The 14,630-nt window shown below is 61.7% G+C and carries 10 protein-coding genes; 1 reads left to right on the top strand and 9 read right to left on the bottom strand.

Features of this window, described 5'->3' with window-relative positions:
* Positions 1–213: 213 nt before the first annotated feature.
* A complete protein-coding gene (locus OC445_RS08295) occupies positions 214–396 on the top strand; it encodes a hypothetical protein (RefSeq protein ID WP_014716683.1) in 183 nt (60 codons plus the stop codon).
* A 131-nt stretch (positions 397–527) separates the two neighbouring features.
* Here OC445_RS08295 and OC445_RS08290 read toward each other — a convergent pair whose 3' ends face one another.
* The 9 genes from OC445_RS08290 to dnaB all read right to left on the bottom strand — a co-directional run bounded on the left by OC445_RS08290 (position 528) and on the right by dnaB (position 14,576).
* Positions 528–1,418, bottom strand: a complete 891-nt coding sequence (locus OC445_RS08290; protein ID WP_020301622.1) for a transglutaminase N-terminal domain-containing protein — start codon at positions 1,416–1,418, stop codon at positions 528–530.
* On the bottom strand, positions 1,418–3,904 hold the full coding sequence (locus tag OC445_RS08285; RefSeq protein ID WP_054896365.1) for a circularly permuted type 2 ATP-grasp protein: 2,487 nt from the start codon (positions 3,902–3,904) through the stop codon (positions 1,418–1,420). The genes OC445_RS08290 and OC445_RS08285 overlap by 1 nt, the downstream gene beginning before the upstream one ends.
* 194 nt (positions 3,905–4,098) lie before the next feature.
* Positions 4,099–7,389 carry a DUF2126 domain-containing protein gene (locus OC445_RS08280; protein WP_057975444.1) on the bottom strand — a complete coding sequence of 1,097 codons (3,291 nt, stop codon included), beginning with the start codon at positions 7,387–7,389 and terminating at the stop codon, positions 4,099–4,101.
* A 187-nt stretch (positions 7,390–7,576) separates the two neighbouring features.
* Positions 7,577–8,026 carry a hypothetical protein gene (locus OC445_RS08275; protein ID WP_034125658.1) on the bottom strand — a complete coding sequence of 150 codons (450 nt, stop codon included), beginning with the start codon at positions 8,024–8,026 and terminating at the stop codon, positions 7,577–7,579.
* Positions 8,023–8,943, bottom strand: coding sequence for an NAD synthetase (locus tag OC445_RS08270; RefSeq protein ID WP_198791506.1), 921 nt, complete (start codon positions 8,941–8,943; stop codon positions 8,023–8,025). Before OC445_RS08270 ends, OC445_RS08275 begins: the two co-directional genes overlap by 4 nt.
* A gap of 166 nt (positions 8,944–9,109) precedes the next feature.
* Complete coding sequence (locus OC445_RS08265; RefSeq protein ID WP_038448649.1) at positions 9,110–9,559, bottom strand: hypothetical protein; 450 nt, start codon at positions 9,557–9,559, stop codon at positions 9,110–9,112.
* Entirely contained in the window at positions 9,556–10,488 is a 933-nt protein-coding gene (locus OC445_RS08260; protein WP_014716676.1) for a hypothetical protein, read from the bottom strand. Before OC445_RS08260 ends, OC445_RS08265 begins: the two co-directional genes overlap by 4 nt.
* 202 nt (positions 10,489–10,690) lie before the next feature.
* Positions 10,691–12,994, bottom strand: a complete 2,304-nt coding sequence (locus OC445_RS08255) for a YgiQ family radical SAM protein (RefSeq protein ID WP_034125867.1) — start codon at positions 12,992–12,994, stop codon at positions 10,691–10,693.
* A gap of 184 nt (positions 12,995–13,178) precedes the next feature.
* Positions 13,179–14,576 (bottom strand): replicative DNA helicase, encoded by a 1,398-nt coding sequence (gene dnaB, locus OC445_RS08250; RefSeq protein WP_003188079.1) that lies wholly within the window; start codon positions 14,574–14,576, stop codon positions 13,179–13,181.
* Between the last annotated feature and the right edge of the window lie 54 nt (positions 14,577–14,630).

Below are 14,630 nucleotides of genomic sequence, written 5' to 3'. Positions count from 1 at the left end.
ACACAATCAACCAGCCAAACTGCCGCACCCTGATTATGATCGGCCCATCACCCACGGGAGTTCATGCCATGCACCTCAATCACCTGTTCAACGGCCTTCTGGCTGCCTACGCCTGCGGTAAGTGAAAGCAAAGGGCCCCCTGAAGCTGCTACCATGACGACCCGAGGCAGCTGCGCGCCGCCCACCCTCACCTTCGACCCTAGAGGATCGCCCATGGCCAAACCTAATTACTCCTTCGCCAAACGTCAGAGAGACTTGGCCAAGGAACAGAAGAAAGAGGAAAAGCTGCAACGCAAGAAAGCCGCTGCAGAGGAAGAAGCCGGCGCGCTGAACCCGGATGCCGAAGGTGAAGCGGCAACTGACGAGACCGAAACCCCGAAAGACCCAGCTGAATGATCGTTCCCACGCTCCGCGTGGGAATGCAGCCCCGGACGCTCCGCGTCCCGCACCAGGCTTGAAGCCAGCGCAAGGGTGACGCAGAGCGTCACAGCAGGCATTCCCACGCAGAGCGTGGGAATGATCGTTTTTCATTCCAGCGGCATCACCGTCACCCGCACCTCCGGGTCATGGCTGCCTCCCCCCAGAATCACCCCCCGCAATGGCGACACATCAGAAAAGTCCCGGCCCCAGGCCAGGGTGATGTGCTCCAGCGCCGGCTGCACATTGTTGGTCGGGTCAAAATCCACCCAGCCTGATACCGGGCAAAACACCGAAACCCACGCATGGGAAGCATCCGCGCCAATCAGCCGTGGCTGGCCGGGCGGTGGCTGGGTCAGCAGGTAGCCGCTGATATAGCGCGCCGCCAGGCCCCGCGAACGCAGGCAGGCAAGCATCAGGTGAGCGAAGTCCTGGCACACGCCGCGACGGCGCTCCAGCACTTCAACCAGCGGCGTGGCGACCTGGGTGGCTTCGGCATCGAAGGTAAATTCGCTGAAGATCTTCTCCATCAATGCCTGCGTGCCCAGCAGTAAAGGCTCGCCGGGCGGGAAGCAGCTTTCGGAGAACTCGACGAAAGTTTTCTTCAGATGGACATAGGGCGACTCGAAGCGATAACGACAGGCTTCGATCAGTTCGGCGCTCAATGCCTGGCTGCTGTAAGTCAGGCTGTCGCGGGTGTGGTCCCAGGGCGGCGACCGCTGGAAGTCCAGAGCGGGTCGCGCCAGCACTTCCACGGTGAGCCCGGCGTTCACCAGCAATTCATCATGGGGCCGTTCGAACGCCAGGCGAGTGATCGGGTTGCCGAATACGTCCAGTTCGTCGCGGCGCGAGGTGGGTTCCGGGCTGATATCCAACTGCTGCCAGGTGCACTTCTGCCAGGCGCACGGCCTTGGCCAGAGGTGCGCCAGTTGCTGGGCCAGGGACACCGGGCTGTCATAGTGGTAATGGGTATCGTGGAAAATCTGGTAGCGCGCGCTCATTACACCGACACCGTTTGCTGGCTGACATCATCCACGTGGGCAAAATGGCGCAGCGCCAGGCGATCCGACACTTGCCCGCTTTCATCGGCCACCGCTTGCAACAGGTCGGCCAGGCCGTCCAGCGCGGCACGCACGCTGGTTTCGCCAAACAGGCCGTTCTCCAGGCAGCCCAGGTCAAAACGCGCCAGGCACTCGACCAAAGGCACCAGCCCGGTTTCACGGGGCACGCCAAAATCATCATTGAGACGGCGCAGGGTGCGGCTCACCAACTTGAGCTGGAACAGCACCGCATGGGGGTTCTGCTCGTCGAGCAGCAGCAGGTCGAGCACCGGGATCAACTGCGGCACCGCCAGGTAGCGCGAGCGGTAGGTGATACTGCTGTTGCCCAGCTCCAGCAACCATTCCAGCCCGGCCTGATCGAACACCGCCACACCGCGCAGGAACGCCGCAAGGCTGCTGCTCAGAAACTGCAAACGCTCGATACGCCGGCCCATCATCAAAAAGCGCCAGCCTTCATCGCGGGTCATGTCGTCCAGGGCAAAACCGGACAGTGCCGCCAGGGACATCACCAGGCGGTTGAGAAAGTCGAGCAGCTCGCCAAAGTCTGCAGTGTCGCTTTCCAGTTCCATGGCTTCGCGTTGCAGCTCCACCAGGGCTTGCCAGTTTTCCCTGGACAACTTGCCGCGCACCTGGGATGCCGCCCACTGCAGGCGCTGCAGGTTGGCGCGCAGACTTGAAGGCCAGTCATCACCCAGCAAAGCGGCGAGCAGGCGCTCAGGCAGCTCGCCCTCCTCAGGCAACAGGCGCAGGCTTTCGCCCAGTTCGACGGCGGCCTGCAACGCCAGCGGATCGTCGCCGTCGACATACCGCGCCAGCACAATGCGCAGCCAGCGCGCACTGTCGTCGCAGCGCTCGCAGTAACGACCGAACCAGAACAGGTTTTCCACCACGCGCGAGGGCAGATAGGGATCGCGGCGCACCAGGTCATAGGCGCCAATGGTGCGTTGGGCGCGCCACTGCTCGCCACCCGGCACGCGTTCGCCGAGTACCCAGGTGTCCTTGCTCGCCCCGCCGCGCTGCATCGACACCACCTCGGCATCGGCGTCGGCCGCCACGCGAGTCAGGCCACCGGGCAGTACCCGATAACCGTCTTCACTGGCCACGGCGTAGACACGCATACCAATGGCACGGTGTTGCAGGTGGTCATCCACGGTGTGCCATACCGGCGCCTGAGACAGTTGCGCCAGCTCTTGGGCGACATAGGCATAGGGCCGCGCACGCATGCGTTCAGCCAGGGCCTGGCGCTGTTCGTCGTCAAGGTCGCGACCAAACACCGGGGCGAAACTTTGTGAGGGAAATGCCGGCTTGATCAGCAGCTCCGGGAGTTTTTCCAGGGCTTCGGCAAGCACCGGCGCTTCGCCGCACCACCAGGTGGCAATCGACGGCAGGATCAAGGCTTCACCGAACAAAAACTCGTTGATCTTGGGCAAAAAGCCCAGCAACCCCGGGGACTCCAGCACGCCGCTGCCCAAGGCATTGGCCACCAGCACATTGCCTTGGCGTACGGCGTCGAGCAGGCCCGGCACGCCGAGCGCGGAGTCGGTGCGCAGCTCCAGCGGGTCGCAGAAATCATCATCAAGGCGACGCATGATCGCGTGCACCCGGCGCAGGCCGCTAAGGGTTTTCAGGAACACGGTGCTGTCGCGCACGGTGAGGTCGCCGCCCTCTACCAAGGGGTACCCGAGCTGGCGCGCCAGGTACAGGTGTTCGAAATAGCTTTCGTTGAAACGCCCCGGCGTGAGCAGCACGATCAGCGGCGGCTGGTCATCGCCAGGGGCCTGACGCGCCAGGGTTTCCTGCAGCGTGCGAAAGAAACCGGTGAGGTGCTGCACCTGCATATCCCGGTACAGGTCCGGGAAGGCGCGGGACACGATGGTGCGGTTTTCCAGGGCGTAGCCGGCGCCCGATGGGGCTTGGGTACGGTCGGCGGTGACCCACCAGCGGCCGTCCGGCGTGCGCGCCAGGTCGACCGCGTACAGATGCAGGAACGCACCGTCGGGCGGCTGGATGCCCTGGCACGGCCACAGAAAATTGTTATGCCCGAACACCAGTTCGGCCGGCAGCAAGCCTTCCTTGATCAGGCGCTGCGGGCCATACAGGTCGGCCAGCACCGCATTGAGCAGGCGCGCACGCTGGGCGATGCCGGCCGACAGTTGCTGCCACTCCTCGGCCGCCAGCACATGAGGCAGCAGGTCCAGTTCCCAGGGGCGGTCGGCGCCCTTGGGGTCGGCGTAGACGTTATAGGTGACGCCGTTTTCCTGGATCTGACGCGTCAACAACGCCTGGCGCTGGGCCAGTTGTGCGGGCGTGCTGCGTTGCAGGTGATCGAACAAGCGTCGCCAATGGGCACGCACCGCGCCGCTGGCGTCCAGCAGTTCGTGATAGGTGCCCGCGGTGAGCGGGTAACGGTCGAGCAAGTCGGACATGGAACGCTCGGCAGAGGCAAGGGAAGTCAGGTTAACTCAAATTCACTACGATCCAATGTGGGGGGCTGGCTTGTTGTGGCGAGGGAGCTTGCTCCCGCTCGACTGCGCAGCAGTCGCCTGCTATTGGGGGCGCTTCGCACCCCAGCGGGAGCAAGCTCCCTCGCCACAAAAGCCCTCCCACACTAGGATCATGTTCATTCCTTATTTTTTGTGAAACGCCGCAAATCCAGGGTCATTGGCAACTCATCGTTTACCGTTACAGTCGGCACTGGCAGCTTGCCCGGGCTATGCCCCAAGCGGAAAAAACGCGCCATGCGCCGGCTCTCCGCCTCATTGGCATTCACCGGCAGGCTGTCGTAATTGCGCCCGCCCGGGTGCGCCACATGGTATTGGCAGCCACCCAACGAACGCTGCATCCAAGTGTCGAGCAGGTCAAATACCAGCGGCGCATGCACGGGGATGGTCGGTTGCAAGCAGTTGGCCGGTTGCCAGGCGCGGTAACGCACGCCCGCCACGAACTCGCCGACGCGGCCGGTTGGTTGCAGCGGCACCGGCACGCCATTGCAGGTCAGCAGGTAGCGTTGCGGTGGCAACCCGCTCAACTTCACTTGCAGGCGCTCCAGGGACGAATCCACATACCGCACCGTGCCACCCACTGCGCCCTCCTCGCCCAGCACGTGCCAGGGTTCCAAGGCCTGGCGCAGTTCCAGTTCGATACCGCTGACGGCGTAGTCGCCCACCTTGGGGAAACGAAACTCCAGATGCGCCGCGAACCATTCGGCACGCAGCGGGTAGCCGGCCGCGTTCAGCTCGACGATCACGTCGGCAAAGTCCTGCTCGATAAAGTGCGGCAACAGGAAACGGTCATGCAGTTCAGTGCCCCAGCGCGCCAGCTTCGGCGGCGCATAGGGCTCGCGCCAGAACCGCGCGACCAGCGCCCGCAGCAACAACTGCTGGGTCAGGCTCATGCGCGCATGGGGGGGCATTTCAAAGGCGCGCAGTTCCAGCAGCCCCAGGCGGCCAGTGGCGCCGTCGGGTGAGTAAAGTTTGTCGATACAGAATTCGGCGCGATGGGTATTACCCGTCACGTCGATCAGCAGGTTGCGCAACAGGCGATCCACCAACCATGGCGGGCAGTCCTCGCCCTGTGCCGGCATCTGCGCGAAGGCGATTTCCAGTTCATACAGCGCATCGTTGCGCGCCTCATCCACCCTGGGCGCCTGGGAGGTGGGGCCGATAAACAGGCCGGAGAACAAATAGGACAACGACGGGTGGTTATGCCAGTAGCTGATCAGGCTGCGCAGCAGGTCCGGTCGGCGCAGGAAGGGCGAATCCTTGGGCGTCGCACCGCCCAGTACGAAGTGGTTACCGCCACCGGTGCCGGTATGGCGCCCATCGATCATGAACTTCTCGGTGGTCAGGCGGGTTTGCCGGGCCTCTTCGTAGAGGAATTCGGTGCGTTCTACCAACTCGTCCCAGGTGGCGGACGGCTGTACGTTGACCTCGATGACACCGGGATCTGGCGTGACCCGGAAATTGCTCAGGCGCGTATCCGCTGGCGGCTCGTAGCCCTCCAGCAGTACCGGGCAATGCAGCTCTTCGGCGGTGGCCTCAATGGCAGTCACCAGCTCCAGGTAATCCTCGATGCGCTCCAGCGGCGGCATAAACAGGTACAGGCGGCCTTCTCGTGCTTCGGCGCACAGCGCGGTACGGGTCAGCCAGTCGGCGGACTCGTCGACCTTGGGCACACGCTCGTCGTCCGGGGCCGGCTCGCCATGGCTGCGCAATTGCGCCGCAGTGGGAAGCTCGGGCTGGTCCTGGTTCGGGTCGGTGGGGTGTATGAACGGATACTCAGCCGCCGTCACCCAGGGCTGGGAAGCCAAGGGCAGCCGGTAACCCAGCGGCGAATCACCCGGCACCAACCGGCAATGGTTGTCGCGCAGGTACCAACGCCCACTCTGCCAGCGGTCATTGGCCGCAGTACGTGCCAGCGGCAGCACCTGGCCGATGACTTTATCCAGGCCCTGGCTGAACACTTTGCGCAGGCGCTCACGCTCCAGGTCGTCGCTCAGGCGGGGGTCCTGGGCGGTGACGTTCTGGGGCAGCGCCCCTTCGCGCCACAGGTAGTAGAAATTGTCCTCGAACGCCGGGAACACAAAGCGCGCCGGCAGTTTCAGGCGCTCGGCGACGCTGGCCAGGAAACGCCCGGCCATCACCCCATCGGCGCCGTAGTCTTCTTGCTCATCGGCGATCAGTGCGCTGTTGTGCCAGATCGGCACGCCGTCGCGGCGCCAGTAGCAATTGAGCGACCAGCGCGGCAGTTGCTCCCCGGGGTACCACTTGCCTTGGCCGAAATGCACCAGGCCCTTGGGCGCATAGTGCTGGCGCAGGCGCTGGAACAGCTCGGCCGACAGGCGTCGCTTGTCCGGGCCCAGGGCTGCGGTGTTCCATTCGGCGCCGTCTGGGTCGTCGATAGAGACGAAGGTCGGCTCGCCGCCCATGGTCAGGCGTACGTCGTCCTTGAGCAGGTCGCCGTCGATCTGCCGGCCCAGGGCCTGGATCGCCAACCATTGTTCTTCGGTGTAGGGCTTGGTCACCCGTGGCGCTTCCCAGATGCGCTCCACCGACATCTCATGGGTGAACTCGCATTCGCACGGCTCAACCAACCCACTGATGGGCGCGGCAGACGATGGATCGGGGCTGCAGGCCAAGGGGATATGCCCTTCACCGGCGAACAACCCGGACGTGGCATCCAGGCCAATCCAGCCAGCGCCGGGCAGATACACTTCGCACCAGGCGTGCAGGTCGGTGAAGTCCACCTCGGTACCGGACGGGCCGTCGAGGGCTTTGACGTCAGCGGTGAGCTGTATCAGGTAACCAGAGACAAATCGAGCCGCCAACCCGAGGTTGCGCAGCAATTGCACCAACAACCAGGCCGAGTCGCGGCAGGAGCCGGACGCGTTTTCCAGGGTAAATTCCGGGGTTTGCACACCCGGCTCCATGCGAATCAGGTAACCGATATCGGCGGCCAGGCGCTGGTTGAGGCCGACCAGGAAATCCACAGCAGGCAGCGGCGTGCGATCGATACCGGCCAGGTAAGCGGCAAACCTTGGCGTCAGCGGCAGGGTTTCCAAGTACGGCGCCAGCTCGCGCTGCTCATCGGCGGCGTAGCTGAACGGGATTTTTTCGGCGTAGGGCTCGAGGAAAAAATCGAACGGATTGAACACCGCCATCTCGGCGACCAGGTCGACCTCAATGCGCAACTCGTCAGTCTTTTCCGGGAACACCAGGCGCGCCAGATAATTGCCCTGGGGGTCTTGCTGCCAGTTGATGAAATGCTGCTCGGGCAACACCTTCAGCGCGTAGGACAGTATTCGCGTACGGCTATGGGCTGCCGGGCGTAGCCGAACGATCTGTGGGCCGAGTTCGACAGCACGGTCGTAGCGGTAATGCGTAACGTGGTGCAACGCGACATGAATCGACACGGCGGCCTCCTGCGAGCCAGGGCATAAGCACAACGCGCGCAAGACTTATGCCACAGCAGCAGTCATTGCACTAAAACGTCAGGCCCGGTGCAGTACAGCACCAAAACGGCGCCAACGTTGTGGCTATGGTGCAGGCGCTGCACACATTTGTAGCGCCGGGCTGAGGGCAGGTGGTGAATCTACCCAATCAATGGTGTTTGTGTTGGGCAATCATGGCCTGGCGCAGGCAGCGGACTTCGACCAGTTTCTGGCGCATTTCACGGTGGCGTTTGCTGTTGAACAGCAATAGCCCAATTAATGGAAACACCAGGCTCAAGGCATATACCACCCCGTTCGGTTGATCATTGAGTGTTGGCAATACACCCAGAAAGCATACCCCCAGCAGCAACACTAGCGGCCAAATCCATTGGGGACGCCCGCGTGCGATCATGAAATTGCAGTGCACAATGACTAGCGTGAGTGCGATACCCGCCAGGAAGGAGTATTTGGCATTATCTGCCATGGACAGGCTTGGCATATAGCTATCGAAGAACACCGGAACCGCAAACACGAGGGTGAAAATGCAGACGAATATCGCCCCCATAAAGACGGGGAAATACGTCGACAGAAAACTGCGAATGCTAGGCAGCTCGTTCATTGTTCGGCCTCCTCATACAGACCTATGGCAATTGTGCGTACGTTCCCTGACACCGCACTACCGGTAAAACCGATGGCTGCGCCCAACGCGTCCTTGATCTGCGTGACCGTTGCATGCTTGACCTCGGTGGGCGTGAACCGCTTAGGCAAATCGCCCGACAACTGCTTTAACTTGATCATCTTGGACGTCAAGCGTGGGTCGTTGATGCTCAGCAGCTCTTTGGTCAACTTGGCGCGCTCCTGTCGATTCAGGCCCCTGAGCACCTCTCTCACACTTTTCCCGGTAGAGGCCTTATTCAGCCGCACCAGCTTGACCGTTGCCAATGCCGATGAACCCACCCCAACCAACGACGCCGCATCCAGGGCAATCATGGTGTATTGGTACCACTCCTCACTGTCGAGCTGATCATTGCGCGCGGGGTTGCGGATCTCATTGACGGTGCGATAGCCGCTGGCAAAGCACTGCACAGAACTGGCTGCCGCGGCCGTATAGCCGAGCGCCACGACCACCGAACTGGCCCCCGCCGAAAACGGAACTGCGACGGAACCACTGAGCACCACGATCCAACCGATAACCGCGCCGGCACACGATAGCGTGGTATTGACCGCTTCGCCCACCAAGCGGGACTCACGCGGATTGTCTTGCACCTGCTGAGCGAATTGCGTTGGCGCGATGTACTTCTGCGCCTCACGCAGGATCAAACGCTTGGGTGCGATGCTGCAGATGGGCTGAAATTCGCGCAGGGTGACAACGTTGAAATCGGCATCGATATACACAACACCTGCACCGACAATGGCGGGGTCTGCATCGACGGCGGCGAACAGCCGTGGCAGGTTGATCAGGCTCTCGATACGCTGGCGCGCCATAAATTGAGAGCGGTTGGAATCCATGCCGATGTTGAACAAGGAGCTGCCCATAAGTGTTCTTCCTTGAAATTGAAAGTGCCCAGACCGGCCTCATCGCAGGCAAGCCAGCGCCCACACTTGAAATGCATTCCCCTGTGGGAGCTGGCTTGCCTGCGATAGCAATCTGATGGGCGCCACCCTAACAAACAGGCCACCTACCGCCAATAAACCTACCTAATCAACGGGCCTTGCGTTGCGCAATCTCCGCCCGACGCAGGTGACGTATTTCGAGTAGTCGCTGGCGCATTTCACGATGGCGCTTACTGTTGAGCAGCAGCAAGCCCAGCAGCGGAAACAGCACCGCCGAGCCGTACACCAGGGTATTGAGGCCGTATTGAATCATCGGCAAAACGAACAGCAGGCAACACACCAGATAGCCCGCCACCAGCCGGGTCGCCCAGGGGTACCCGCGTGCAATCATCACATTACCAAACACCAGTACCGCTACCAGCACCAGTATTGCAGCCCCGGAGTAGTTGGCCTTGAGCGCCGGTTCAACCCCGCGCAAATAGGTTACGCCCGCCGTGGAGACAGCCACCGAACCAGAGAAAATCGCCATGAAGATGGTGCCCATGAACACCGGAAAATAACGCGCAAGGAAACTGCGCCTATCGGGAAACCCCTTCATTCCGTCAGTTCCTCATACAGGCCAATGGCAAGCGTCGACGCCGAGCCAACGTGACCGGTTCGATAGCTGCCCCAGATACCCAACATGCCGCCCAAGGCGTCCTTGAGCTGGGTGAGCGTGGCATGACGAATTTCCGTGGAGCTGTAGCGCTTGGGCAACGTGCCGGCGCGCTGCTGCAACTTGAGCAACTTGGGGGTCAGGCTTGGGTCTTTGAGACTGAGCAATTCCTGGGTCAACTTCTTGCGCTCCTGGCGATTCAAGCCCTTGAGCAATTCATACCAGCTCTTGCCCAACGCAGCGGCTTTTTTGGCCTTGAGCAGCCTTAATGTGGTGAAAGCTCCCGTTCCGATCCCGACCAACGACGCGGCATCGAGAATCGGTGACACCGCGCCATACCACTGGGCGTCGTCCATGCGGTCGTTGGCATCTGGGTCAAGGATCTCGTTATAGGTCCGGGCCACGCCAAACCCGCACTGAGCGCTGCTGGCCAGCGCCGCCGTGACACCGATACCCACCACAAAAGCACTGGCACCGGCGGTGAACGGTACGGCGACGCTGCCACTGAACACCACGATCCAGCCGATCACCGCCGCCCCACAGGAAAGCCCCATGTCAAAGGCCTCCTTCTGGAGGCGCCCTTCACGGGGGTCGGTCTTCACCTGCTCGACAAACTGCGCCGGCGAGATGTACTTCTGCGCCTCGCGCAAAATGACGCGCTTGGGTTTGATGCTGCAGATGGGTTTGAATTCGCGCAGGGTGATCACGTTGAAGTCGGCGTCGATGTACACCACGCCAGCGCCGACGATGCTGGGGTCGGCGTCAATGACGGCGAACAGCCGCGGCAGGTTGATCTGGCTCTCAATGCGCTGGCGCGCCATGAATTGGGAGCGGTTGGAGTCCATGCCGATGTTGAGCAAGGGGTTGCCCATAAGTGTTCTTCCTTGAAATCGAGAGTGCCCAGACCGGCCTCATCGCAGGCAAGCCAGCTCCCACGCTTGAAATACATTCTCCTGTGGGAGCTGGCTTGCCTGCGATAGAAATCTAATGGGCGCCACCTTACCAAACAGACTCACCACCGACCAGAAAGCAAAACGCCAGCACGAGGCTGGCGTTTTGCATTTCAGGCGTCGATCACCGCGGTACAACCGGCTTGCGCGTAGGCTTGCCGCCCTTGCCCTTGGCCGCATCGCTGCGCTCTTTGGCCGCCTGCTTATTGCGCGCCTGGGCCGCAGCCTTGGCTTGCTCGCGCTTGTCCCACGGGTTGCTGCCGTCGCTGCCACGGGGTGGCAGGCCGGTGTGCTGGGTGAGAATCCTGGTGGTGGTTTCCTTGGCGACCTTATGGCTGCCGGCCGGCGTCGAGTTCTTGCGCCGGGCGCTCTGGTAGCTGTCGGTGGACGGCTGGTGCAGCGGGATCAACTGGTCCTTGCCCGACCCGATCAGGTCGGCACGGCCCATGCGGGTCAATGCTTCACGCAGCATCGGCCAGCCCTTCGGGTCGTGGTAACGCAGGAACGCCTTGTGCAGGCGGCGCTGCTCCTCGCTCTTGACGATGGTCACCGCGTCGCTCTTGTAGGTGACCTTGCGCAACGGGTTTTTGCCCGAGTGGTACATCGCGGTGGCGGTGGCCATCGGCGACGGGTAGAACGCCTGCACCTGGTCGGCACGGAAGCCGTTGCCCTTGAGCCACAGGGCCAGGTTCATCATGTCTTCATCGGTGGTACCCGGGTGGGCGGCGATGAAGTACGGGATCAGGTACTGCTCCTTGCCCGCTTCCTTGGTGTACTTCTCGAACATGCGCTTGAACTTGTCATAGCTGCCAATGCCCGGCTTCATCATCTGGTTGAGCGGACCTTCCTCGGTGTGTTCCGGGGCGATCTTGAGGTAACCACCGACGTGGTGGGTGACCAGCTCTTTGACGTATTCCGGCGACTCGACGGCCAGGTCGTAGCGCAGGCCGGAAGCGATCAGGATCTTCTTCACACCCGGCAACGCACGGGCGCTGCGGTACAGCTGGATCAACGACGAGTGGTCGGTGTTCAGGTTAGGGCAGATGCCAGGGAACACGCACGACGGCTTGCGGCACGCGGATTCGATTTCCGGGCTCTTGCAGGCGATGCGGTACATGTTCGCCGTCGGGCCGCCGAGGTCGGAGATCACGCCGGTGAAGCCCGGCACTTTGTCGCGGATCTCTTCGATCTCGCGAATGATCGACTCTTCGGAACGGTTCTGGATGATGCGGCCTTCGTGCTCGGTGATCGAGCAGAAGGTGCAGCCGCCGAAGCAGCCACGCATGATATTCACCGAGAAACGGATCATGTCGTAGGCCGGGATCTTCTCCTTGCCATACGCCGGGTGCGGTACGCGGGCATAAGGCATGCCGAACACGTAGTCCATTTCTTCGGTAGTCATCGGAATGGGCGGAGGGTTGAACCACACGTCAACTTCACCGTGCTTCTGCACCAGGGCGCGGGCGTTGCCTGGGTTGGTTTCCAGGTGCAACACGCGGTTGGCGTGGGCATAGAGCACCGCGTCGCCGCGGACTTTTTCCACCGATGGCAGGCGGATCACGGTCTTGTCACGGGTCATGCGCGGGCTGGCCAGGATCTGCACAACCTTGGCTTCTTCCGGATCATCCACCGGCCCCTTTTCCTGCTCGATGGCGCAGGCCTGGGTGTCCTGGGTGTTGACGTACGGGTTGATGATCTTGTCGATCTTGCCCGGACGGTCGATGCGCGTGGAATCCACTTCGTACCAACCGGCCGGCGTATCACGGCGGATGAACGCGGTACCGCGCACATCGGTGATGTCTTCGATCTTGTGGCCCCACGACAAACGCTGGGCAACTTCGACGATGGCCCGCTCGGCGTTGCCGTACAGCAGGATATCGGCGGTGGCGTCGATCAGGATCGAGTTGCGCACGCGGTCCTGCCAGTAGTCGTAGTGGGCGATACGACGCAGGGAAGCTTCGATGCCGCCAAGCACGATCGGCACGTTCTTGTAGGCTTCCTTGCAACGCTGGCTGTACACCAGGCTTGCACGGTCGGGACGTTTGCCGGCCATGCCGCCAGGGGTATAGGCGTCGTCGGAGCGGATTTTCTTGTCCGCGGTGTAGCGGTTGATCATCGAGTCCATGTTGCCGGCCGCGACGCCGAAGAACAGGTTCGGCTCGCCGAGCTTCATGAAGTCGTCTTTGGACTGCCAGTTCGGTTGCGCGATGATCCCGACGCGAAAGCCCTGGGACTCCAGCAGCCGGCCGATGATCGCCATGCCGAACGATGGGTGGTCAACATAGGCATCACCGGTGACGATGATGATGTCGCACGAATCCCAGCCAAGCTGATCCATCTCCTCCCTGCTCATCGGCAGGAATGGCGCAGGACCGAAACATTCGGCCCAGTACTTGGGATAGTCAAATAACGGCTTGGCTGTTTGCATGACGGTGACCGGTGTGAAGATGAAAAATCGCGGGCGCGGAATATAGCACAAATTTTGACCAATTCCGACGGTAGTAGTCGGAATTGTGGTGGCCCCATCGCAGGCAAGCCAGCTCCCACAGGGGAATGCATTCCAAATGTGGGAGCTGGCTTGCCTGCGATGAGGCCCTTACAGGCGCTTGAAACTACTCGTCGTCGTCGAAGTTGTAGCTACCCGGCGCCAGGTTCTCGAAACGCGTGTACTTGCCGATGAACGCCAACCGGATAAACCCGATCGGGCCGTTCCGCTGCTTGCCGATGATGATTTCGGCAATGCCCTTGTGTTCCGTCTCGGGGTGGTACACCTCGTCGCGGTACACGAACATGATCACGTCGGCGTCCTGCTCGATCGCTCCGGATTCCCGCAAGTCGGAGTTCACCGGACGCTTGTTGGGACGTTGTTCCAGGGAACGGTTGAGCTGGGACAACGCCACCACCGGGCAGTTGAATTCCTTGGCCAGGGCCTTCAAGGAACGAGAGATTTCAGAAATCTCGTTGGTACGGTTGTCGCCACTGGAACCGGGGATCTGCATCAACTGCAGGTAGTCGATCATGATCAGGGCGATGTCGCCATGCTCACGCACCAGGCGCCGGGTACGCGCGCGCATTTCGGACGGGCTGATACCCGCAGTGTCATCAATGAATAGCTTGCGGTCGTTGAGCAGGTTGACCGCTGAGGTCAGGCGCGGCCAGTCGTCGTCTTCAAGCTGGCCGGAACGCACCTTGGTCTGGTCGATACGGCCAAGCGACGAGAGCATACGCATGATCAACGATTCGCCTGGCATCTCGAGGGAGTACACCAGCACCGCCTTGTCGCTGCGTAACACGGCGTTTTCCACCAGGTTCATCGCGAAGGTGGTCTTACCCATGGACGGACGACCGGCGACGATGATCAAGTCGGACGGCTGCAGGCCGCTGGTCTTTTCGTCGAGGTCGGTGTAACCGGTGGAAATACCGGTAATCGCGGCATCGGTGTTGAACAGGGTGTCGATGCGGTCGATGGCTTTGGTCAGCAGGTCGTTGACGCTGACCGGGCCGCCGGTTTTCGGGCGGGCCTCGGCGATCTGGAAGATCTGGCGCTCGGCTTCGTCAAGGATCTCGGCAGCGGTGCGGCCTTCGGGGTTGAAGGCGCTGTCGGCGATTTCGGTGCTGATGCCGATCAACTGGCGCAACGTGGCGCGCTCGCGGACGATCTGGGCATAGGCCTTGATGTTGGCGACGGACGGCGTGTTTTTTGCCAGCTCACCGAGGTAGCCCAGACCACCCACTTGGGAGGTCTGGCCTTCCTTGTCCAACTGCTCGGCCAGGGTTACCACGTCGATCGGTGAGTTCTGGTCGGCCAGCTTGGCGATGGCGCGGAAGATCAGGCGGTGGTCATGACGATAGAAGTCACCGTCCGAGACTTGATCCAGCACGCGTTCCCAGGCGTTGTTGTCCAGCATCAAGCCACCGAGCACGGCCTGTTCGGCCTCGATGGAATGCGGCGGCACCTTTAGGGCAGCGGTTTGCAGATCGTATTGCTCAGGAGCGGAGATTTCGTTCATGGCCACTTGGAATTTGGGGTGTGTAGAAAAACAAAAGGCACGACCTGTAAACAG

Source organism: Pseudomonas sp. Pse35, from assembly GCF_024519715.1.
Classification (GTDB): domain Bacteria; phylum Pseudomonadota; class Gammaproteobacteria; order Pseudomonadales; family Pseudomonadaceae; genus Aquipseudomonas; species Aquipseudomonas paracarnis.
Note: the sequence above shows the minus strand (reverse complement) of the source record. Positions and strands in the feature narration are given on the sequence as shown.